This is a genomic window from Flavobacterium sp. MFBS3-15 (assembly GCF_026107645.2).
Taxonomy (GTDB): domain Bacteria; phylum Bacteroidota; class Bacteroidia; order Flavobacteriales; family Flavobacteriaceae; genus Flavobacterium.
In genome coordinates, this window is sequence record NZ_JAPCHV010000011.1 from 26,770 (window position 1) to 50,126 (window position 23,357).

Consider the following 23,357-nt stretch of genomic DNA (forward strand, 5'->3'; position numbering starts at 1 on the left):
AAGTTGTTGTTTGTGACTTAGAAAGGTAAATTTGCAAGAATCACCTTCAAACTATCATAATGGCCAAATTGCTAACGAATTTCGTTGCCGTATTATCTGTATTAACATTGTCCAATATAGCTATTGCGCAGGAACAGACCGCAAAACCTGAAAATAGTTTTTTTAAGGACCGCAAGCTATACCTGAATGATGACGGCAGCAATTATGTTAAGCTTACCTTCCTTGCACAATTATGGCTCAGGAATGCCAATTATAATCCGGGGACTACAATTTACGGTACGGAAAAAAGCGGAGGCACCGATATCGGTATCCGTCGGTACCGCGTGCAGCTGTACGGGCAATTGACTGACAGGGTGTTTGCGTACAGCCAGTTTGGGGAAAACAACTTCAGTAATATCTCCGACAGGAAGCAGGGCTTTTTTGTTCACGACGCTTATGGCGAATATGCCATAGACAGGACAAGGCTCTCATTAGGTGCGGGGCTTTCAGGATGGAGCGGGCTTACACGTTTTGCATCGCCTTCTGCCGGAAGTATTTTAGGATTGGATGCACCCATTTACCAACAAACAACTGCCGATGCCACTGACCAGTTCCTGCGTAAGCTTTCGGTATTTGCCAAAGGAAAACTGGGTAAGCTGGACTATCGAATTCAGATGGTGCAGCCTATGGCGATTCAGGAGTCGGCAGGTTATGATCCTGATACAGCTATCGGCCAGAATGCAATGTTTTCTGCAAAGCCGCCGGAGATGCAATATAGCGGCTACTTCTCTTACCAGTTCAGGGACCAGGAATCGAACCAGACACCTTATGCAACTGGTACCTATCACGGTAAGAAGAAAGTGTTTAATATAGGCGCAGGATTCATTTATCAGAAAGATGCCATGTGGAGGCTGGATGAGGTGGTTACGGATACTGTTTACAGTACTATGCTTCACCTTGCGGCTGACGTGTATTATGATGCCCCGATGGGTGATAAAGGACAGGCGATTAGCCTTTACGGCAGCTTTACCTATTCTGACTATGGGAAAAACTACCTTAGGAACGGTGGCCCCATGAACCCAGCCAACGGTAATGACAATCCGGGTATACTCAATGGCGGGGGAACTGCTTTCCCTATGTTTGGTACAGGTGAAATAGTATGCCTGCAGGCAGGTTATAAATTCAGGGACAATCTTATCGGGAATACTACGCTCATGCCTTATGCATCGTTGCAGTATGCCAATTATGAGCGCCTGAATGATGGCATGGCGTATCTGGATGCCGGGGTCAACTGGCTCCTGGCAGGGCATACATCGAAACTAACGATTTCTTATCAGGACAGGCCAGTCTATAACACTGCCGGAGATAAAATAAGCAGCAGGGGCGCAGTAGTAGCGCAATACCAGGTATCCTTCAATTAGTGTGCTGGTATTGTTTTGGTTTCAGAGATAAGTTTGCCGTCAGCGCTAAAGCCTTCTATAATAACTTTCATTTCCTTTATTCCTGTTTTGGCAACAGAAAAGCTGAAGCTTCCTTTCTCATCAGCCATTAACAATGGTTCCCAGCCAATGACACCAAAGTTTTCAAAGCCGGCATCAGATGTAGATACATAACGTACATTTTCAAATGGCTCAACCTTGCTGAAGCCATTTTTAATGATTATATCCGGAGTTGTATTCCTGGCGACTCCCTTAGCTCCTTTTTTCAGGTAAACTTTAATAACACCTATGTAGTTTCTTACTGAAGGCACAATGGCATGCGGACTCATATAAATTTCATCTACCTCGCTCATTTGTATCATGCTCATCAGACTGTAATCCATTTGCTGCATATTGTCGATATAAAATATCGGGCCGCTGGCTGCACCGTTTATAGTGTTTACGGTGCGTGTTGTAATGCGTATCTGTCCATTATTGTCGCTTACATTAAAGCCACCGAAGGTTTTAATATAGTTAAGCAGGTTTTGGTACATAGCAGCCTGGGTGTCTGAAATTTTGTAAGCCCGCAAATTTGAGTTGCCAAGGTTTTTGGCATATTTCAATGAGGAAGCTTCAATGGTTACTTCCTTGAGTACAGTGGTTTCTCCGTAAAATCCGGGAATGGCAGCGCGGTTTTGGCCCTCATCCGACAGATAATATTTCGGATCCGGCCTGAAGGGTTTGTTATACATTTTATTTCCATTAAGTATTTGTGGGGCAAGAGTGAGTTCTTTTGGTTTCTGTCCTTTTTTAACCAAAGTAAAATTTACGTATGAAGAATCGGAAATTATAATATTGTTGAAATGAAAATCCCGTTTGTCGTCTACCTCAGTCATCTCATCGATGCCTGAAGTGAGTGAATATAAGCGTACATTTGAAGATTTGGTGTCGCCTGCACTTTTGGGTACAGTACCTTTCAGGGCAAGCCCCATATCAAACGAAAAGCTGCTCCCCGGAGGATTTGTCTTTATGATATTCCAGTCATATTTGCTTCCCTGGTTCATCAGGTACAAATCCAGCTCATACATTTTTATTTTAGAGATATTTTCAAAATAATAACGCCCGGAGGCACCTTTGTGGCCCTTTATGTAAGGCATTAGGCGTAAGGAGCTGTAAATGTCATTGGACTCATCCAGGCTCATTGTATTTTCAGGAAGGGCCGAGATGCTTAGGCTCATGTTAGGGTAGCCGGCATTTCCTGTAAACTCCAGATTGTCGGTGCTGTTTTTCGATAGTGTCAATGAAGCCGAAATGCCCTGTGTAGGGTATTTGTAAATGAGGCGTTCAGCCATTTGCTTCAGTTCGCTATCCAATATTCGGATGGTATTTAAGCCTTCAAACAACTCACTCGTGGGAATAACGATGCTTTGTTCGGTGGTTCCGTCTTTAAAAACAATTTCATATATGGTTGCATTATCATCCTGGTGTACTGTTATAAATACCGGCCTGCCTGCCAAAGCGCCGGCTGTAGCAGCGTTGGTACGTAACTTTATGAGGGTTTTATCGGGCATATTGTTTACATCCAGCGCGATACCAGTAGGCGATGGCAGAGGCAATGCCTGCTCATGTTTTATGCCATCAACGGATACGACAGCTTTATAACCCGTTGCGTTTGCAGGCAGGACAAATTTTCCGTACCCTTTTTTGTTTATCTGGACTTTCATGACGGGCTTGCCTGATGTGTCCGTAATGTCAGCAACAGAAACAGGAAGCAGGCCATTGTTACAATTGGTTATGCTGATGCCTATGGTGTTTTGGATACCGCTCACCAGTATGCCTCCTTCGGGCTTTAAAATAATGTTTATTTTTGACGGGTCGGCTTTGGCCAGGGCAGTACCGGCGCCCTGGTTCTCATTAATCACAGCAATCTCATACACCGACGATTCGTCCTCAAGGAAGTTATTCATCCAGTTGGTGTAGAATTGCAGGTAGTATTTCCCGGATTTAAACTGGTTCCCCAGCTTAAAGCTTCCTGAAAAGCTGCCGATGTTGCCATATACAAGCTGCGTTTCCAAAATCTTTCCTTCCGAATCAATCAAAGATGCATAAATGTTTACTGTAGAAAAAAAAGGGATGTTTTTCTTGCGGTGGAAAACATACCCCTTGAACCATACCTGCTCATTGGTCATGAATACATTTTTGTTCAGGTGCACGTGGATATTCTCCCTTTCAAGGAAAAAATAATCAGTGAGGTATTTTGCAATCTGTTCTTTTTTGTTTTGCTGGGCTGTGGTTTTTTGGCTGTAGCCGAAAACAAGCAGGCAGATTAAGGCAGGTAGTATTCGTGTCATAAGTGTTGGTTGTTGGTTGTGGAATTGGCATAAAATGCTACTCCTTAAACGCAAGATTAGTAAAAATTATTTACTGATTATGTGAAAATTAACATAAAAAAAGGAGCGTCATAAAACGCTCCTTTTAGGTTATGTCAGGTAAATGATTATTACATCATTCCCGGCATTCCGCCGCCCATTGGCATTCCGCCGCCGGCTCCTTCTTCTTTAATGTCGATAAGCGCACACTCGGTCGTTAGGATCATCCCCGCAACCGAAGCTGCATTCTCAAGCGCCACGCGGGTCACTTTCTTAGGGTCGATGATACCTGCCGCAAGCATGTCTACATACTCATCAGTCTTGGCGTTGTAGCCAAAATCGCCTGAACCTTCAGCAACTTTTGCCACTACTACCGATCCTTCAAGGCCGGCATTCTCAACAATGGTCCTTAGTGGAGACTCAATAGCACGGGATACGATCTGGATTCCCGTAGCTTCATCCGCATTTTCAGCGTTGATGCCTGCCAGGACAGATTTGGCCCTTAGCAGCGCCACACCACCACCGGCCACGATGCCTTCTTCAACGGCGGCCCTTGTTGCGTGCAGTGCGTCATCCACACGGTCTTTCTTCTCTTTCATTTCTACTTCAGATGCTGCACCAACGTATAGTACGGCAACACCGCCGGCCAGTTTGGCAAGGCGCTCCTGAAGCTTCTCCCTGTCATAGTCAGAAGTTGTAGTTTCTATCTGTGCTTTTATCTGGTTTACGCGGTTCTTGATCATGTCCGGTTCGCCTGCACCATTCACTATTGTAGTGTTGTCTTTGTCGATAACTACTTTTTCGCAAGTTCCCAGCATGTCAAGGGTAGCGTTCTCAAGTGTGTAGCCGCGCTCTTCAGCAATTACGGTACCGCCTGTAAGGATAGCGATGTCTTCCAAAAGCGCTTTCCTCCTGTCACCAAAGCCCGGGGCCTTAACAGCAGCAATCTTAAGCGCACCGCGAAGCTTGTTTACCACAAGGGTAGCAAGGGCCTCGCCGTCCACATCCTCGGCGATGATCAATAGGGGCTTGCCTGACTGTGCCACCGGCTCCAGTACAGGAAGAAGCTCCTTCATCGACGATACTTTCTTGTCATATAGTAAAATGTATGGCCTGTCAAGTTCGGCTTCCATTTTCTCAGAATTAGTCACAAAATATGGAGACAGGTAACCGCGGTCAAACTGCATGCCTTCCACAACATCAACATATGTGTCAGTCCCTTTGGCTTCTTCCACAGTGATAACGCCTTCCTTGCCTACTTTATCAAAAGCAGTTGCGATAAGTTCGCCTATGGTTTCATCGTTATTTGCTGATATTGAAGCGATCTGCTTGATCTTTTCGCTATCAGAGCCAACAACTTTAGCCTGTTGTGACAAATCGCCAACAATAGCCTCAACCGCTTTGTCAATGCCTCGTTTCAGGTCCATTGGGTTGGCGCCTGCCGCTACGTTCTTAAGGCCTTCTTTTACGATGGCCTGGGCCAATACCGTTGCAGTTGTAGTACCGTCACCGGCCAGGTCGTTGGTTTTGGAGGCCACCTCTTTAACCATTTGCGCACCCATGTTCTCAAGGGTGTCAGCCAGCTCAATCTCTTTGGCTACCGATACACCGTCTTTGGTTACAGTAGGCCCGCCAAATGATTTGCTGATGATTACATTACGGCCTTTAGGCCCAAGCGTTACTTTTACTGCATTTGCCAATGCATCAACACCACGTTTTAAACCGTCGCGTGCTTCAATATCGAATTTTATTTCTTTTGCCATTTTGTTTTGAATTTGAATATGTGTTTAAATAATAAACTCTTAGATCACTGCGAAAATTTCTTCTTCTTTCATGATAAGGTAATCTTTACCTTCAAATTTCAATTCCGTACCGGCATATTTGCCATACAGTACGGTATCGCCAACTTTTACGGTCATGTCATGGTCTTTAGTACCATTGCCCACGGCCACTACGATACCTTTTTGCGGTTTTTCTTTTGCGGTATCAGGAATAAAAATTCCGGAAGCAGTTTGCGTTTCTGCAGCAACCGGTTCTACCAGAACCCGGTCATGAAGAGGTTTGATGTTTAAAGCCATATTATTCTCTGTTTTTATGTTTGTTATTAAAATTTGACTTGTTTTTTTCAGAAATTGTGCCAGTCGCATTAAGGCTGACAAATTTGCAGATACAAAAAATGCCGGCGTAAAGGTGCCGGCATTTTTTATGGTTTTATTATGAAATTAATTCGCAGGTTGTGTAGCCGGGGCTGTAGTTCCCTGTGGCTGTGCGGCAGGCGCTGCCGGAGTTCCTGTAGCAGGAGCGGCAGTTTTGGCTGGTACAGCGCTCTCGTCGATCAATTGCTCATCACCTGAAAACCCTGAAGAGAAGCTAAGGCTGGAAAGCAATATAAGCGCGATAAGGATCGTGCCCAATGTCCAGGTGCTTTTGTCAAGGAAATCAGTAGTTTTCTGTACGCCACCCATCATCTGAGTTCCGCCAAGTGTAGAAGAAAGGCCGCCGCCTTTTGGATTTTGTACCATGATCACTACTACCAAAAGGAAGCTCACAATTGTGATAAGTACCAGAAAAATTGAAAAGTTAACCATCTTTATTAATTGTTATTTTGTTGTAATGTCTTTATGTCCGAAATACGGTCTGCAAAGAAAACACTTTTTTCCGGATATTTCAAAATTAAAATTTCATAAGCCTGTATCGCTTTTGCATATTTTTTTTGTTCCAGGTAAACCCTTGCAAGCGTTTCGGTCATCAGGCTTGAGTTGTCCTCTACGCTGCGCTCAATATTAACGGGTGCAGGGATTGCCTTTGCAGGGGCAATTTTAGGATTGTTCTCTATGAATTTATCAATAAGGTCCAGTTTTTTTGCCAGCGGAGTATCTCCGGTCCCGGAGTTTTCCGACACCGAAGGTATATCTTCCCGTTTAATAGGAGTAAGCTTTGATAGTTGCAGCCATTCGGCAAAAGAGTGCTTTTCACCCTCATCAAACTCAAGTGGTTTTCCTATATTAAGCTGTGTTCCGGCTTCGACAATATCTACAGCAGCCTCATGCTGTTCTGGTGACCCTGTCGGGGCGATGGGTTCGGCATCTTTTACAATGCTCATTTCGGGAAGCAGTTCGTCCGGGATTTCAGGCTCAGGAATAATTTCAGGTTCCGCTTCCGCAACCAGCTTTTTTATCGATTCTTCCAGCTTGTCGGCAACAGCAGGCACCGCCACTACTTCAGTGTCAGTCACGCTTATTTGTGAAACTGCCTCCCGCTGCTCGTCGTACAATTTTTTCTGCACGCTCTGGAACTGTTCCGAGGTGATGAAATCAAACAGCACCGACCGGTCAGTGGTATAGGCCGCCGTTTTCTTCAGTTCGGTATTATAACGAAAGCTGTCCTGGTTATACAGGCCTTTTAAATAAATGGCACGTGCGCTCTGCAGGAACGGGAACTCACTCAGTATCCGCTCCAGCTCACCCGTCTGCTTTTCGTTAAGCGAGTAAGGCCTGTTTAAAAGGTGTATGTAGTCTTTCGTGTTCAATTTATAGTTGTCGGTTGATGGTTTTCGGTTGATGGTTGTTGGTCGTCATAAAGAGCAGTCTGTCAACTGACAACCAACAACCATGCGCCAAAATTACCATTTCGCCAATGACTCGTTAAATATGTCCTGCGTAATCCGCTCAAATATTTCCTCAAGGGCGGCTGACTTTATCTGTCCGGTAGGCAGCCCGTCTCCGGAATAATCATAATAAAAACTGAAGCGCTTCTCAAAGTCGTCAGCCTCTTTTTTCTTATTGGTAAAACGCACCATTACCGATATGGTCAGCCTGTTTTGCGATGCCCTCTGGTTGGCTGTAGCCGTCATTGGGGTAACGCGGTATTCTACAATCTCGCCTTCATACACCAGGTCGCCGCCGGTGTTGGTCAGGCTCAGGTTGGTCTGGTTCTGTATCAGGTTCTGCAATCTTTGGGTAAAGTCGCGCTCAATGCCCGGCTCAACAAGGTCGGCATTGTTCTGGAAATAATTCACCTGGAATGTCTTGGCATCAATTTGGCCGGTGCCGGTAAAATTATAAATACTGCATCCGCTCAGGGTAAAAATAAAGGCAAATGCAAGCAGTAATTGTATCTTTTTCATTTGATCGGCTTATAGGTCAAATTGTTTTATTTTGCGGTACAGCGTCCTTTCGGATATGCCCAGCTCATCGGCAGCGGCCTTGCGCTTGCCTTTGTTGCGTTCCAGCGCTTTTTTGATGAGTTCTATCTCCTTCTCGTCGAGGCGCAGGGTTTCTTCTTCCTCTACGGTTTCGGCAAACAGGTAATTGTCTTCTTCATCCTCGTGGTGTTCCACTACAGGTTCCGGCCTTTGGGGCTTTTGCGGCGCAAATACTTCCGGCCTCGACAGTTCTTCAAAGTCGCTGTGGGTTTCAGAACCGTTGCCGTATATCTTTTGTATCAGCCCTTTATTCGATTCGTGCACCTTGTTGGTATTGCCGTTCTGCATCAGCTCCATTGTAAGCTTCTTCAGGTCGTTCAGGTCGCTCTTCATGTCAAACAGCACCTTATATAATATCTCCCTTTCATTGCTAAAGTCGCTTTCGGCCTTTTGCCCCTTTACTACAGCAGGCAGGTTGGTGCCGGCTTCAGGTAAGTAGTGTCGCAGCGTGCTTAATGAGATGTTACGGTTTGTCTCTAAAACGGAGATTTGCTCCGCCACATTGCGCAGCTGCCGGATATTTCCGCTCCAGCGGTAATTTTGCAGCAATTGTACAGCATTATCGTCCAGCTTGATGGGCGGCATCTTGTATTTGTGTGCAAAGTCCGATGAGAACTTGCGGAACAGCAGGTGGATGTCTTCCTGCCTGTCGCGCAATGGCGGCAGCAGTATCTCTACGGTGCTGAGGCGGTAGTACAGGTCCTCACGGAACCTGCCTTTCGCAATGGCATCGAACATGTTCACGTTGGTTGCCGCCACAATGCGCACATTGGTCTTCTGCACCTGTGACGAACCTACCTTAATGAATTCGCCGTTTTCCAGCACACGCAGCAGCCTTACCTGTGTGGTGAGCGGCAGTTCGCCCACTTCATCAAGAAAGATGGTGCCGCCGTCGGCTACTTCAAAATAGCCCTCACGCGTGGCCGTCGCGCCTGTAAACGCTCCTTTTTCGTGCCCGAAAAGTTCGCTGTCGATGGTGCCTTCCGGTATCGCGCCGCAGTTTACGGCTATGTATTTGCCATGCTTCCTGTGCGACAGTGCATGTATTATTTTAGGGATGCTTTCCTTACCCACACCGCTCTCACCTGTTACCAGTACCGATATGTCGGTAGGGGCCACCTGTATCGCTTTCTCCACCGCACGGTTCAGCCTGGGGTCATTCCCTATAATTTCAAATCGTTGTTTTATCGCTTGTACGCTTTCCATTTTTCTTTGCCGCTTTCTTTCTGCCACGAATTACACGAATTTTCACAAATTAGTGATCGCGTTTATCGGACTATTCTTTTATGTTCAAGGGATTTGCCATTAAAGTTGACAATAATGCCAAGACATCCATTTATCAGCCTAATATAATTTAATGTTTGGGCTACATGAGCGTCGACTATCGTTGTAACAGCTTTCACCTCTAAAATTATGTCATCATAGACCACGAAATCTGCATAAAATTTATGAGGTAAAATGACATCTTTATATTCAATAAAATATTCTTTTTCCCTTTCAAAAGGAATGTTGTTCTTTGTGAATTCATATTCAAGAGCATCCTTATAAACCACCTCAAGCAATCCGCCACGAAGATGCCTGTGGACTTCCATACAAATCCCTATTATTTTATAATACTCTTCTTTCTGTATGACTGTAATTTCGTTATTCAGCATTCAACTAAAAATTAGTGAAAATTCGTGTAATTCGTGGCAAAAAACTTTCATCTCGCTATTAATTGCTTTAGCAATCTATGAAATTCGTGGCAAAAAATTACTGCATCATTGAATATCCCACTGCCTCACCAATAAGGGTCGCCGAGGTACACTCGCTTACCAACACATTCACAAAGTCGCCGGGCTTGTAGTCGCCTTTCGGGAATACCACTACGGTGTTTTGCGAGTTGCGCCCGCTCCAGTGCTGGTCGGAACGCTTCGATTCTTTCTCAACGAGTACTTCCACGATCTGGCCTACAAAACGCTGTGTGCGTCCCAACGCCATCGACTGCTGCAGGTTGATGATCTCTACCAGCCTGCGGTTTTTTACTTCGTCAGGCACGTCGTCTTCCATTTTGCGTGCGGCCAGTGTACCCGGGCGTTCAGAGTAGGCGAACATGAACCCGAAGTCGTACTTGCAGTGCTCCATGAGGCTCAGCGTATCCCGGTGGTCTTCTTCGGTTTCGGTAGGGAAGCCGGCAATCATGTCCTGCGACAGTGATATTTCCGGTATGATGCGGTAAATGTTGTCCACCAGTTCCATGTATTCCTCGCGGGTGTGCTGGCGGTTCATTTCCTTTAGTATGCGTGTGCTGCCGCTTTGTACCGGCAGGTGGATGTACTTACATATATTATGGTGTTTCGCCATTACCTCAATCACCTCCAGGTGCATGTCCTGCGGATTGGAGGTCGAGAAACGGAAACGCATTTTCGGGAAGGCAGTGGCAGCCATGTCGAGCAGCTGTGCAAAATCGACCGCAGTGACCTTCTGCATTTCAGATGCCTTTACGAAATCCTTCTTCAGGCCGCCGCCATACCAAAGGTAGCTGTCTACATTCTGCCCAAGGAGCGTTATTTCCTTAAAGCCCCTGTTCCAGAGGTCCTGTATCTCCTCCATGATGCTTTGCGGCTCGCGGCTGCGCTCGCGCCCACGGGTGAAAGGCACCACGCAGAAGGTACACATATTGTCGCACCCACGGGTTATCGATACGAATGCGGTAACGCCGTTGCTGTTGAGGCGTACCGGAGCAATATCGCCATACGTCTCCTCTTTGGAAAGAATAACGTTGATGGCATCGCGGCCTTCGTCAACTTCCTTCAGCAGGTTGGGGATGTCCTTGTAGGCATCCGGGCCTACCACCATGTCTACTATTTTTTCTTCTTCCAGGAACTGGCTTTTGAGGCGTTCGGCCATACAGCCCAGTACACCCACCTTCATTCCGGGGTTGATCTTTTTTACGGCATTGTATTTTTCGAGCCTTTTGCGCACAGTCTGCTCCGCCTTGTCGCGAATCGAGCAGGTATTGACCAATACAAGGTCGGCCTCCTCTATATTCTGGGTGGTGTTAAATCCTTCATTGGCAAGGATTGAGGCTACGATCTCGCTGTCCGAGAAGTTCATCTGGCAGCCATAGCTCTCTATGAAAAGCTTTTTGGTGTTTCCTTCCTTCTGCTCCAAAACAAGGCTTTGGCCCTGCTTATTTTCTTCAATTATCTTTTCCATCACTCCTGTAGTGCTTTTTAGAAGGGCAAAGATAGCACTTTATTAATTATTATGACAAGTTGGCAGATTGATTTTGGGTTTAAGCCGAAAGTTAAAATTACCGGACAGGTTATTTAAAAATCAAGATTAGAAAAATTAAACTCTTTCCCTGACTTTACTCACGTGTGGCACTTTTTATCCTCAAGGGGGTCATTAAAAATCAGGTGTGTTATCATAAAAAAACACCTTTAAATTCCCTAAAAATCTTACTATTTAAAAAAAACCAATACTTTTGCCCCCAAAGAAACATGGTATGGCAAAGAATTTAGTGATCGTTGAGTCGCCTGCAAAGGCAAAAACCATAGAGAAATTTTTAGGAAAAGACTTTCAGGTAGAGTCCAGTTACGGGCACATCGCCGACCTTCCCAGCAAGGAGATAGGGGTGGACGTAGCGAATGGCTTCAAGCCGAAATATGAAGTATCTTCCGACAAGAAGGCTTTGGTTAAAAAGCTCAGGGATCTGTCTAAGTCGGCCGAAATGGTTTGGCTGGCTTCCGATGAGGACCGCGAGGGTGAGGCGATCGCATGGCACCTTGCGGAAGAACTTAAACTGGACAAGGCCAAGACCAAGCGCATCGTTTTCCATGAGATCACCAAGACAGCAATCCAAAAGGCGATCGAGAACCCAAGGGGAATCAACTATGATTTGGTAAATGCCCAGCAGGCACGACGCGTGTTGGACAGGCTGGTGGGCTACGAGCTTTCGCCGGTACTTTGGAAGAAGGTGAAAAGCGGGCTGTCAGCCGGAAGGGTGCAGTCGGTATCGGTGCGTCTTATCGTAGAGCGGGAGCGTGAAATACAGAATTTCAATTCGGAAGGTACGTACAGCGTGACTGCTGAATTCGTGAACGAAGCCGGAAAATCTTTTAAGGCAAGGCTTCCGAAGAACTTTTCGACTAAGCAGGAGGCTCAGGACTTTTTGAATAAAAATATAGGTACTATATATAAGGTGTCGGACCTTGAAACAAAACCGGCAAAAAAATCGCCCGCAGCGCCGTTTACTACGTCTACGCTGCAACAGGAAGCATCGAGGAAATTGTACTTCCCGGTGGGTGTTACCATGATGCTGGCGCAGCGCCTATATGAAGCAGGGCTTATAACCTACATGAGGACCGACAGTGTGAACCTTTCGCAGGAAGCCATGGCGGCAGCGCAGGATGAAATAACCAGGTCTTATGGCAAGGAGTTCAGCAAGCCGCGAACCTACGCAACTAAGAGCAAGGGGGCGCAGGAAGCACACGAAGCAATCCGGCCGACCGATATGTCGCGTCACACGGTAAACATCGACCGCGACCAGGCAAGGCTGTATGACCTGATCTGGAAACGTACCGTTGCTTCACAAATGAGCGATGCCGAATTGGAGCGTACCAATGTAAAGATTGAGGCCAATAACCATAAAGAATTATTTACAGCGTCAGGAGAGGTGCTTTTGTTTGAAGGTTTTCTCAAAGTGTACCTTGAAGGCAGTGATGATGAAGATGCAGAACAGGAAGGAATGCTACCTGCACTAAAAGTAAACGAAAGGTTAAATAACAATTACATAACCGCTACCGAGCGTTTCTCCCGTCCACCGGCGCGCTATACTGAGGCGGCATTGGTTAAGAAGCTGGAGGAGCTTGGTATCGGCCGTCCATCTACATATGCGCCGACCATTTCTACCATCATCAACAGGAATTATGTTGAAAAAGGGAGTTTTGAAGGGCAGGAGCGTAAATATACGCAAATGATGCTGAAAGGTTCGCAGGTTTCAAGCCAGGAACTGACAGAAAACTACGGTTCGGATAAAGGGAAGTTAGTCCCTACAGATATTGGAATCATTGTAAATGACTTTCTTGTAAACCATTTTGAAACGATTCTCGACTATAATTTTACCGCTAAGGTAGAGCAGGATTTTGACGAGATCGCTTCGGGCAATGAGGACTGGACGAAAATGATGAATGATTTCTACGGACATTTCCATCCGACAGTACAGGACGTGGAAAAAAATGCCGAAAGAGAATCGGGCGAAAGGATATTGGGTACCGATCCTAAAACAGGTAAACCGGTAAGTGTGCGCCTCGGAAGGTTTGGTGCTATGGCGCAGATAGGTGATGCTGAGGATGAGAACAAGCAGTTCGCCAGCCTGATGCCTGACCAAAACATTACTACGATTACTTTAGACCAGGCATTGGCGCTTTTCATGCTGCCAAAGAGCCTTGGTACTTACAAAGGAGAAGAGGTTGAAGTGAATAACGGGCGTTTTGGTCCGTATGTGCGCTTTGGCAAAACATTTATTTCATTGCCAAAAGGAGAGGATCCGTTGGATGTTACTTTCGAAAGGGCACAGGAGCTCATTTCTGAAAAAGAGCAGGCCGACGCTCCTATAGGTGTATATGAAGGCCAGCCGGTTCAAAAAGGTGTTGGTCGCTTTGGGCCATTCATCAAATGGAACGGGATGTTTATCAACGTAAACAAAAAATATAATTTTGACCGCCTTTCGCAGGATGATATCGTTAACCTGATTGAAGATAAAATCCAGAAAGACCAGGATAAAGTGCTTCACAACTGGGAAGCAGAAGGTATAAAAGTAGAGAAGGCGCGCTGGGGCCGTTCAGTTATCCTTAAAGGAAAAACCAAGATAGAGTTGGGCAAAGATGTTGATGCGGCCGCACTGACACTCGACCAGGTAAAAGCAATGATCGAGGCCAAAGCCCCTGCGAAGAAAACTGCCCCAAAGAAAGCACCGGCAAAAAAGACAACCGCAAAAAAGAAATAACCAACCATGCCTTTTGAATATTTAGAACCACTGGATCATGCACTTGTCGAGTTTGTAGGTGAATTGCCTTCGCAGTCGTTGGGTAGGAAAGTTGTGATGCATACCGAAGAGGTTTTTCCCGAAACGGAAAATGCCGCCATTGCGATTATTGGCGTGCCGGATAACAGGGGTATGAATGATAAAAAAGGCCATGTACACCTTAATTATATAAGGAAAGAACTGTACAGTCTTTTTCCGGGCAATTGGGACAAGGCAATTATCGACTTTGGAAATATTCCTTCGGGCGAGACCCCACAGGATACCTATTATGCTGTGAAAAGCATTTTAGAAGTGCTCATTAAAGACAAGGTGGTCCCAATCGTTATAGGTGGCTCGCAGGATTTGGCTTACGGTATGTACCGTGCTTACGACAAGCTGGAGCAGATGGTGAACCTGGTAGCTATTGACAGCAGGTTTGATTTTGGGAAAGAAGATGAGCCGATGTCGGCAAGGTCATACCTTACAAAAATCATCGTGGATGAGCCTAATAACCTGTTCAACTATAGTAATATTGGTTTCCAGACCTATTATAATTCTCAAGAAGAGATTGATCTTATTGAAAAGCTCTATTTTGATGCCTACAGGCTGGGCGAGATTAGTAAAGATCCATCAATCGCAGAGCCTGTCTTCAGGGATGCTGATGTGGTTTGTGTTGATATGACGGCAGTTAAATCAGCAGATTCAGGCAATATTGTTAAATTTATACCAAATGGTTTTGATGGCAAAGAAATTTGTACTTTAGCGCGCTACGCCGGGATAAGTGACAAGGTAAGTTCCTTTGGTATTTTCAATCAGGAGGACACCCGGCAGGAGGCAGCGCTTATAGCGCAGGTGGTATGGTACTTTATTGAGGGCATGCATTATCGTTCGAACGAATATCCGTTTGGGAGCAAGGAGCAATACCTGAAATATATAGTGCCGATGGAAGGCGAGGAGCTCGTGTTTTATAAGAGTGACAAAACTGACCGATGGTGGATTGATGTCCCATTTGTATCGGGTGTTGACAATAAATTAAAAAGGAATACGTTATTACCATGTAGCTATAATGATTACATTAGTGCCTGCAATAACGAGTTTCCTGAAAGATTATGGAAAGCTCAAAGAAAAAACATAATTTAACGTTTTTGTTACAAAAAAGACTGCTTTATCGCTAACAATTGAAATGTTTGCTTTTTGACACGGTTTTTTTATTAAAAAAATTGTTTTTTTGAAAATAAATAAATAGGTTTACGCCCTTAAAAATAGAATTACAAAAACAACCCAAATCTATGAAGAAGTTCATTGCATTAACAGCAACTTTATCATTTTTAATCAGCTGTGGTTCCAGTGACCGGGGGGAACTGGTAGGTGTTAGAGGAAAGAAGTGGAGGCCGGAAAAGCCTTATGGTATGACTTTGGTTCCTGGCGGCGCTTTCATTATGGGTAAGTCGGATGATGACTTGGCGAATGTGCAGGATGCGCCGACTAAAACTGTAACTGTGCGTTCTTTTTACATGGACGAAACAGAGATTACAAACAGTGAATACCGTCAGTTCGTAGAATGGGTTAAAGATTCGACTATCAGGACCAGGCTTGCTATTCAAGCAGACGAGATGGGCGCTACTCCCGGTAGCGGCGGTATAGGCGAATATGCATTTAAAGGTGCTGACGAAGGGGAGGAACTGACTCCTTACGAGACATACATGAAAGAGAACTATTGGGACCTTCCGGACCCAACAAATCCTGATGACCTTTATGCAGGCAGGAGGCTTAACCATAAGCCAAAACTGATCCAGGATCCATACAAATATCCGGATGCGGATTATGTAGAGGTGATGGATTCTATGTATCTTCCTGAATCTGAATCGTATAATGGTGTAAGGACTATAGATGTGTCTAAGCTTGTTTTCCGTTACAAGTGGATGGATATTGAGAAAGCCGCTAATGACAGGTCGACTTCGGTTAGTTCAAGGGAAAAAAGGAGGCAGTATATCAAGTCGGAGCCGATAGCGATCTATCCGGATACTACGGCTTGGATCAAAGATTTTGCTTACTCGTATAATGAGCCAATGCACAATGATTATTTTTGGCATGATGCATATGGTGAATATCCTGTAGTGGGTGTTTCATGGAAAAAAGCGAAAGCTTTCTGTGCGTGGAGGCATCTAAATAAGAATGCTTATCAAAAGCAAAAAGGCAGGCAGTTTGTAAACAAGTTCCGTCTTCCTACTGAGGCTGAATGGGAATATGCCGCTAGGGGTGGCCTTGAGTCTGCGACATTCCCATGGGGTGGTCCGTATGCTAAAAATGATACAGGGTGTTTCCTTGCTAACTTTAAGCCTAACAGGGGTGACTATGCAGCAGACGGTGCTCTTTATACGGTAGAGGCACAATCATTCGAGCCAAATGACTTTAATCTCTATAATATGGCGGGTAACGTTTCTGAGTGGACGGATTCATCATATGACGCTGCATCCTATGAGTATGTGTCTACAATGAACCCTAACGTTCCTGACCAGACAAATAATCGTAAAGTAATCCGTGGAGGGTCATGGAAGGATGTAGGCTACTTCCTTCAGGTGAGTACAAGGGACTGGGAATATGCCGACTCTGCGAGGAGCTACATAGGATTCAGGACTTGTCAGGATTATATGGGTACGGAGAGTACAGCGAATCAATAAGTAACCAACATTTTCTTTTCGAATATTTTAAATTTAACTTAACTAAAAACTAAAAATTATTTTTATTATGGCACTACCTAAAAAAGTTATGAATTTTGCCTATGGTATGGGAGCGGCAGTTGTAATCATCGGAGCTCTTTTCAAGCTGATGCACTGGCCGGGAGCAAGTCTGATGCTTATCGTTGGTCTTACGACTGAAGCTTTGATTTTTGGTCTTTCTGCTTTCGATCCTGTTGAGAAGGAGTTGGACTGGTCTCTGGTTTATCCTGAGCTTGCAGGTGGCGAAGCCAAGAAAAAAGAGCTAAAGAAAGAAGATCCTAAAGAAGCTCAGGGACTACTTTCTCAGAAACTTGACAACCTTTTGAAAGAAGCTAAAATTGACGGAGCGCTTATGGAAAGCCTTGGAAACAGCATTAAGAACTTTGAATCAGCTGCTAAAGGTATCTCTCCAACTGTTGACTCTATCGCTTCTCAGAAAAAATACAGCGAAGAAATGTCTCAGGCTGCTGCACAGATGGAATCACTAAACAGCCTTTACAAAGTACAGCTTGAAAGTGCTTCACGTAATGCTGAAGCTAACAAGGAAATCGCTGATAACGCTGCTAAACTAAAAGAGCAGATGAGCGCCATGACACAAAACATTGCTTCACTAAACAATGTTTACGGTGGTATGCTTTCTGCAATGGGTAACAGGGGCTAATCTAATTAGCAATCAATTTTATTTTAACTAAAAGAAAACAGACTAATTAGAAATGGCAGGAGGAAAATTAACCCCAAGGCAGAAGATGATTAACCTCATGTACCTGGTTTTCATCGCAATGTTGGCATTGAATATGTCAAAAGAGGTACTATCGGCCTTCGGCCTTATGAACGAGCAATTTGAGTCTTCAAATAAAGATGCTACGGCAAGCAATGATATGCTATACCAAGCGCTTTCTGCAAAGGCTGCAGAGAACCCTACTTTTACAGCAGCGAAACAGCTGTCTGATAAGGTAAAAGGTATTTCTGCTGAATTTTTCACTTATATTGAAGGCCTTAAAGGCGACATCACTAAGGATATTGAAAAGGAAGAGAATGGAAAGCTTCCTTACGAAGCAATGGATAAAGGTGATAAAATTGACGAAGGCTGGTTTGAAGGTGATGGTTATTCACCAAAAGGTAAGGAAATTGTGGCCAGGATTGAGAAGTATAAAGCTGATATGAAGGCTGTTATTGGTAATGATGTTAAATACGTTGCTATTAATAAGGAGCTTGATTCAAGGTTCAATACTGCTGATGTTACTGATGGAGAAGGTGTTAAAAAGAAATATCTTGATTATCACTACAAAGGTTTCCCTTCAATCGCATCTTTGACTAAACTTTCTGCAATGCAGAATAACATCAAAACAATTGAAGCTAACGTGTACAACATCGCTCTTGGTAAAGCTGCGGTGGAATCAATGTCAATGAAAAACTACACTGCGTTAGTAGTTCTTGACAAGAACGCTTACTTCCAGGGCGAAACAGTTACAGGTAAAGTTGTTTTAGGACGTTATGACTCAAATACACAGCCCGTTGACTTTAAAGGTCCTGGTAAAATTGAGAATGGTCAGGCAACAATCAACATGACTGCCGGTGCTATTGGAGAACAGGCAATTAAAGGTGAATTCGTTTTCCTTGAAGATGGTAAAAAAGTGCCGTTACAATTTGAAGGAAAATATGTAGTAGTACCGAGACCAAACTCTGCGACTATCTCAGCTGACAAGATGAATGTTGTGTACCGTGGAGTAGATAACCCTATTTCAGTTTCATTTGCAGGTATTGCTGCTAATAACGTTACTGCTTCTGCTCCGGGCATGAGGTCTGCCGGTAAGCCGGGTCAATACATGCTAAGTCCACAATCAGGAAATGAAGTAGTGGTTAACGTAACTGGTAAACTTCCTGATGGTAAGAATGTCAGCGATAAGAAAGTATTTCGTATCAAAGGCCTTCCTGCACCAACAGGTAAAATCAGGAATGAGGTTGCTGCAAAAGGTCCTAAATCGAACCTTGAAGTGTGTACAATTTCTGCTGAGATGGAAGATTTCGATTTCCCTGTAACAGTAAACGTTACACAATTCAACCTTAAAGTTCCTGGATCACCAACCATCGTTGTTTCAGGTAACAAAATGGATGCGAAGGCAAAAGCTGCCATCGCAAAGGCAAGCAGGGGTGATGTAGTTGTTATCTCTGAAATCAAGGCAAGGTTCGTAGGTATTGACCTTCCTGTGAAAAGAGTTTCAACTTGTACTTACGAAGTTCAGTAATTTACAAAATAACATACTAAAAGTATAGACAATGAGTAGGAGGATTTTATCATTAATGGTTTTCTTTACCATGGTATCTACGGCAGCTTTTGCACAGTCTAATATTCTGAATGCAAAAACTCCGGCAGAGATTGGTAAAAAAACAGCTGCACAGGATTCGTTGGATAATGACAATCCGCTTCCCTATGGCTATGTAGGTGACAGGGATGTGTTGCTTGCAAGGAAGGTTTGGGAACGCATTGACCTTGACCAAAGGGTGAACTTCCCAATGTATTTCCCTGTTGAAGGCAATTTAGGCCCGGACAGGAAACCACTTTATGATGTGCTGATCGAGGCTATACGTGATGGTAAGATTACTGAAGTTTATGACGACAGCTATTTTACTACCAAAAAAACCTTCAAGGATATCGAAGCTTCACTTTCTTCAATCGACACCACAGATGCCGGTAAGGAAGAAATGAGTACTGACATGGCCGCTTACAGGTCAGGAAAGAAGACAATTTCTGAGCAGTACATTACAAGGACTGACCTTAAAGCGTACCACGTTGCCGGTTATGAAGTTGTAGGCTTGTGGTATTTTGACAAGCGCCAGGGCGAATTGAAGTACAGGATGCTTGGTATTTCACCAATGCTTCCGGATGTATTTACTGTAGGCAAGCCTGATGTTGAGCCTGAATATTTCGCTAACACATGGGTGTATTTCCCTGCGGCACGCGATGTACTTCACAAAGCTAAAGCGTTCAACGAAAGGAACTCGGCTATGCCAATCACCTTCGACCACCTTTTGAATTCACGTCGCTTTAGTGGTGTGATCTATAAAGAGGAGAATGTTTACGGTGACAGGCTTGTTGAAGATTATCAGAAAGATAACTCCCAAATGCAGCTTCTTGAAGCAGAGCGTATCAAGGATAAGATACGTAACTTCGAGCAGGATATGTGGAATTACTAATCTCATTCGTCCAAAATAACAAAAACTCTTACCCTTGTGGTAAGAGTTTTTTATTTTTACCCCATGAAAGATTTTATTATTGTAGGTGGCGGCATCGCGGGGATAAGTTTTGCGGAGACAGCTTTCCGGGCAGGCAAGACCTTTACTGTGGTTTCTGATGATTCGCAGAATTCCTCGCTTGTAGCCGGTGGATTGTACAATCCTGTTATCCTGAAAAGGCTCAATATGCCCCAGGATGCAGTCGCTCACATGGCATTCATCAAGCCGTTTTATAAATCTATTGAAGAGCGATTGAAAATCAGGTTTGATGTGCATATGCCAATCTACAGGAAGTTTGCCTCTGTAGAAGAGCAAAACAACTGGTTTGCCGCAGCAGATAAGCCGGGATTGGATCAGTTCCTTTCGCTTAACATCATTCACAAAAATTATCCGTGCCTGCCTTCTCCATATGGCTTTGGCGAGGTGATGCATACCGGCTACCTGGATACGGCAGCGTTAGTTTCGGGTTACCATAACTTCCTTAGGCAGAGCGACAGCCTTATTGAGGAAAAATTCAATCATGATGCCCTAGTGCTTCATGATGATTACTTAGAGTATAAAGGTGTAATGGCCACGAACATCATTTTTGCCGAAGGTTTCGGTATAAAGAAAAATCCCTTCTTCACTAATTTGCCACTCAACGGCACAAAGGGCGAAATGCTCATTATTGAAGCGCCGGGACTCGAACTGGACGTCATCATCAAAGCGGATGTCTTTATCCTGCCATTAGGCAATACCCTTTTCAAGGTAGGGGCCACTTATGAATGGGAAGACAAAACCAATATACCTACCGAAGCGGCTCGTACTGAACTTTGCTCCAGGCTGGAGGAGATTATAACCTGCGATTACCAAGTAGTAAACCAATTGGCAGGCATTAGGCCAACTACGAAAGACCGCAAACCCCTCCTAGGCACACATCCGAATCATAAGAATGTACATCTGCTTAATGGGCTTGGTACACGCGGTGTAATGCTGGGTCCGCCTATGGCAAAAGAATTATTTGACTCTATTATTTCCGGGAATCCTGTGAGGAAGGAAGTAAATCTGGAGCGGTTTATGTAATCCGGTTTCTAAATGCTACCTTTGCGCAAAATTGCAGACATATAATGCTGAACATACATAATTTATCGGTGTCCTTTGGCGGGACTTATTTGTTTGAGGAAGTAACTTTCAGGCTCGGTGCCGGCGACAGGGTAGGCCTTGTAGGCAAGAATGGCGCGGGTAAGTCGACCATGCTGAAGATCCTTTCCGGAGACATTGCACCTGATTCAGGAGTTATAGCCACCGAGAAGGAAGTTAGGATTGGCTTCCTTCGACAGGATATCGATTTTGTAAAAGGGCGTACTGTGCTTGATGAAGCCTATCAGGCATTCGAGGAGATTAAAGCTTCCGAGAAGAAAATCGACGACATCAACCATCAATTGGCGACGCGTACCGACTATGAGAGTGAATCATACTCAAAGCTCATAGAAGACCTAAGCGACCATACGCATCATTATGAAATCCTGGGCGGTTACAACTATGTAGGAGATACCGAAAAGATATTGTTAGGCCTGGGCTTCAAACGGGAGGATTTTATTAAGCTAACCGATACCTTTTCGGGCGGATGGCGCATGCGCATAGAGCTGGCTAAGCTTCTGCTTCAAAACAATGATGTGTTGCTGCTGGATGAGCCTACCAACCACCTTGACATCGAAAGTATCATCTGGCTCGAATCTTTCCTGAGGAACTATCCGGGTGTAGTGATTATCGTTTCGCACGACAAAATGTTCCTGGACAATGTGACCAACCGTACAATTGAAATTTCGCTCGGCAAAATATACGATTTCAACAAACCTTACACGCAATACCTCGACCTTCGTCACGAGATAAGGGAGAAACAGCTGGCTACCCAAAAAAACCAGGAGAAGAAAATAGAACAGACTGAGAAGCTCATTGAAAAATTCAGGGCCAAAGCATCCAAGGCCTCTATGGCGCAGTCGCTCATCAAAAAGCTTGATAAAGTGGAGCGCATTGAGGTGGATGAGGACGATAATTCGGTGATGAGCATTTCATTTCCTGTTTCCATAACACCGGGCCGTGTTGTTGTTGAAGCTGAACACGTGACGAAAAAATATGGTGATAAAACCATCCTGAAAGACATAAACCTGCTCGTAGAGCGCGGCAGTAAGATCGCTTTCGTTGGGCAGAATGGTCAGGGTAAATCGACTCTGATAAAAGCAATTACCAAAGATATCGACTATGAAGGGACTATAAAATTGGGCCATAACGTCCAGCTGGGCTACTTTGCACAAAACCAGGCAGAATACCTGAATGGCGAAATTACCCTGCTCGAAACCATGGAGAATGCCGCTACAGATACTAACCGCATGAAAGTGCGTGACATGTTGGGTGCTTTCCTATTCCGTGGGGATGATGTAGAGAAAAAGGTAAAGGTGCTTTCCGGGGGTGAGAGAAACAGGCTTGCATTATGTAAACTCCTACTGCAACCGATAAATGTGCTGGTAATGGACGAACCTACCAACCACCTCGACATCAAGTCTAAGAATGTTCTGAAAGTCGCCCTGCAAAAGTTTGAAGGCACGTTGCTGCTTGTATCGCACGACAGGGATTTTCTTCAGGGCATGGCCAACACGGTTTATGAATTTAAGGACCAAAAGATAAGGGAGTATTTGGGTGATATCAATTTTTATCTGGAGCAGCGCAACCTGCAAAATATGCGCGAGGTGGAGAAAAAGGATCCGGTAGTAAAGGAGACTACTAAGGTTGCGCCAAAGCAACCGGTATCCTACGAAGACCAAAAAAAGAACAAGACCCTGCAAAACCGCCTTTCAAAAATAGAAGGCCAGATACAGGAACTTGAAAAGGAAATACAAAAGGACGACCGCGCACTGGCAGAGCATCCTGAAAAGCTTATGGGAGATGCTTCATTCTTTTCTGCTTATGAAAAGAAAAAGAAAGACCTCGACGCCCTGATGGAAGAATGGGAAATAGTACAGGAAGAAATGGAAAATGCATAAAATAAAAGTCTCCGCCGCGGCGGAGACTTTTTGTTTAATTCTGAGTCTTAATCTCTACTTCTTTCTTTTTGTTGGTGATAGTCACATTATTTTGTTTTTCACCATCCTTGCTTTTAATGCTTACCCCATCCTGGCCAACGCTGATTGAGGTTCCATCCGGTTCCTTTTCAACTGTCGTGGTTGTTGTGGTTGTAGTGTTGTTGGTTTGTGGTTGCGGCGTAGGTTCCGGAGCCGGGTTTTCAACAGGCGGAGGAGTTACAGGAACCGTCTCTTCTTTCTTTTTGCAGGAGGCCAAAAGTACGATTGACAATCCTGCCATAATAATTACTTTCTTCATGTTATTTACTTTGTGGTTATTAATGCAGCTTAAAATTAACCATTCTGTAAGGTATTATATATAAAA

General features: G+C 44.6%; 19 protein-coding genes. 9 read left to right on the forward strand and 10 right to left on the reverse strand.

Annotated features, from left to right (window positions below; genetic code table 11):
- The first annotated feature begins 59 nt into the window (after positions 1 to 59).
- Complete coding sequence (locus OGH69_RS10940; protein ID WP_265174510.1) at positions 60 to 1,400, forward strand: hypothetical protein; 1,341 nt, start codon at positions 60 to 62, stop codon at positions 1,398 to 1,400.
- On the opposite strand, the gene OGH69_RS10945 is transcribed toward OGH69_RS10940, so the two are convergent.
- The 9 genes from OGH69_RS10945 to miaB all read right to left on the reverse strand — a co-directional run bounded on the left by OGH69_RS10945 (position 1,397) and on the right by miaB (position 11,168).
- On the reverse strand, positions 1,397 to 3,748 hold the full coding sequence (locus OGH69_RS10945; protein WP_265174511.1) for a hypothetical protein: 2,352 nt from the start codon (positions 3,746 to 3,748) through the stop codon (positions 1,397 to 1,399). The two genes, OGH69_RS10940 and OGH69_RS10945, sit on opposite strands and share 4 nt — an antisense overlap.
- 149 nt (positions 3,749 to 3,897) lie before the next feature.
- Positions 3,898 to 5,529, reverse strand: a complete 1,632-nt coding sequence (groL, locus tag OGH69_RS10950) for a chaperonin GroEL (protein ID WP_265174512.1) — start codon at positions 5,527 to 5,529, stop codon at positions 3,898 to 3,900.
- Positions 5,530 to 5,568: 39 nt separating this feature from the next.
- Positions 5,569 to 5,844 carry a co-chaperone GroES gene (groES, locus tag OGH69_RS10955; protein ID WP_265174513.1) on the reverse strand — a complete coding sequence of 92 codons (276 nt, stop codon included), beginning with the start codon at positions 5,842 to 5,844 and terminating at the stop codon, positions 5,569 to 5,571.
- A 144-nt stretch (positions 5,845 to 5,988) separates the two neighbouring features.
- On the reverse strand, positions 5,989 to 6,354 hold the full coding sequence (gene secG / locus OGH69_RS10960; RefSeq protein WP_265174514.1) for a preprotein translocase subunit SecG: 366 nt from the start codon (positions 6,352 to 6,354) through the stop codon (positions 5,989 to 5,991).
- 5 nt (positions 6,355 to 6,359) lie between these two features.
- A complete protein-coding gene (locus OGH69_RS10965; RefSeq protein ID WP_265174515.1) occupies positions 6,360 to 7,295 on the reverse strand; it encodes a tetratricopeptide repeat protein in 936 nt (311 codons plus the stop codon).
- 93 nt (positions 7,296 to 7,388) lie between these two features.
- Positions 7,389 to 7,892, reverse strand: a complete 504-nt coding sequence (locus tag OGH69_RS10970; RefSeq protein ID WP_265174516.1) for an LptE family protein — start codon at positions 7,890 to 7,892, stop codon at positions 7,389 to 7,391.
- A 9-nt stretch (positions 7,893 to 7,901) separates the two neighbouring features.
- A complete protein-coding gene (locus OGH69_RS10975) occupies positions 7,902 to 9,176 on the reverse strand; it encodes a sigma-54 interaction domain-containing protein (protein ID WP_265174517.1) in 1,275 nt (424 codons plus the stop codon).
- 62 nt (positions 9,177 to 9,238) lie between these two features.
- Complete coding sequence (locus OGH69_RS10980) at positions 9,239 to 9,625, reverse strand: GxxExxY protein (protein WP_265174518.1); 387 nt, start codon at positions 9,623 to 9,625, stop codon at positions 9,239 to 9,241.
- Positions 9,626 to 9,722: 97 nt separating this feature from the next.
- Entirely contained in the window at positions 9,723 to 11,168 is a 1,446-nt protein-coding gene (gene miaB / locus OGH69_RS10985) for a tRNA (N6-isopentenyl adenosine(37)-C2)-methylthiotransferase MiaB (RefSeq protein ID WP_265174519.1), read from the reverse strand.
- 292 nt (positions 11,169 to 11,460) lie between these two features.
- Between miaB and topA the strand changes: the two genes are divergently transcribed.
- The 8 genes from topA (at position 11,461) to abc-f (ending at position 22,954) form a co-directional block, all read left to right on the forward strand.
- On the forward strand, positions 11,461 to 13,962 hold the full coding sequence (topA, locus tag OGH69_RS10990; RefSeq protein WP_265174520.1) for a type I DNA topoisomerase: 2,502 nt from the start codon (positions 11,461 to 11,463) through the stop codon (positions 13,960 to 13,962).
- A gap of 6 nt (positions 13,963 to 13,968) precedes the next feature.
- Complete coding sequence (locus OGH69_RS10995) at positions 13,969 to 15,120, forward strand: formimidoylglutamase (protein WP_265174521.1); 1,152 nt, start codon at positions 13,969 to 13,971, stop codon at positions 15,118 to 15,120.
- 149 nt (positions 15,121 to 15,269) lie between these two features.
- On the forward strand, positions 15,270 to 16,661 hold the full coding sequence (gene gldK, locus OGH69_RS11000; RefSeq protein ID WP_265174522.1) for a T9SS ring complex lipoprotein PorK/GldK: 1,392 nt from the start codon (positions 15,270 to 15,272) through the stop codon (positions 16,659 to 16,661).
- A 64-nt stretch (positions 16,662 to 16,725) separates the two neighbouring features.
- Positions 16,726 to 17,361 (forward strand): type IX secretion system motor protein PorL/GldL, encoded by a 636-nt coding sequence (gene gldL, locus OGH69_RS11005; RefSeq protein ID WP_265174617.1) that lies wholly within the window; start codon positions 16,726 to 16,728, stop codon positions 17,359 to 17,361.
- A gap of 52 nt (positions 17,362 to 17,413) precedes the next feature.
- Entirely contained in the window at positions 17,414 to 18,946 is a 1,533-nt protein-coding gene (gene gldM / locus OGH69_RS11010; RefSeq protein ID WP_265174523.1) for a type IX secretion system motor protein PorM/GldM, read from the forward strand.
- A gap of 31 nt (positions 18,947 to 18,977) precedes the next feature.
- The gene (gldN, locus tag OGH69_RS11015; protein WP_265174524.1) at positions 18,978 to 19,895 is read left to right on the forward strand and encodes a type IX secretion system ring subunit PorN/GldN; all 918 of its coding nucleotides are present in this window, start codon (positions 18,978 to 18,980) and stop codon (positions 19,893 to 19,895) included.
- A gap of 63 nt (positions 19,896 to 19,958) precedes the next feature.
- Entirely contained in the window at positions 19,959 to 20,996 is a 1,038-nt protein-coding gene (locus tag OGH69_RS11020) for an NAD(P)/FAD-dependent oxidoreductase (protein WP_265174525.1), read from the forward strand.
- Positions 20,997 to 21,040: 44 nt separating this feature from the next.
- Positions 21,041 to 22,954, forward strand: a complete 1,914-nt coding sequence (gene abc-f, locus OGH69_RS11025) for a ribosomal protection-like ABC-F family protein (RefSeq protein WP_265174526.1) — start codon at positions 21,041 to 21,043, stop codon at positions 22,952 to 22,954.
- Positions 22,955 to 22,988: 34 nt separating this feature from the next.
- Here the strand turns inward: abc-f and OGH69_RS11030 are convergent, their stop codons facing one another.
- Positions 22,989 to 23,291 (reverse strand): hypothetical protein, encoded by a 303-nt coding sequence (locus OGH69_RS11030; RefSeq protein WP_265174527.1) that lies wholly within the window; start codon positions 23,289 to 23,291, stop codon positions 22,989 to 22,991.
- Positions 23,292 to 23,357: the final 66 nt, after the last annotated feature.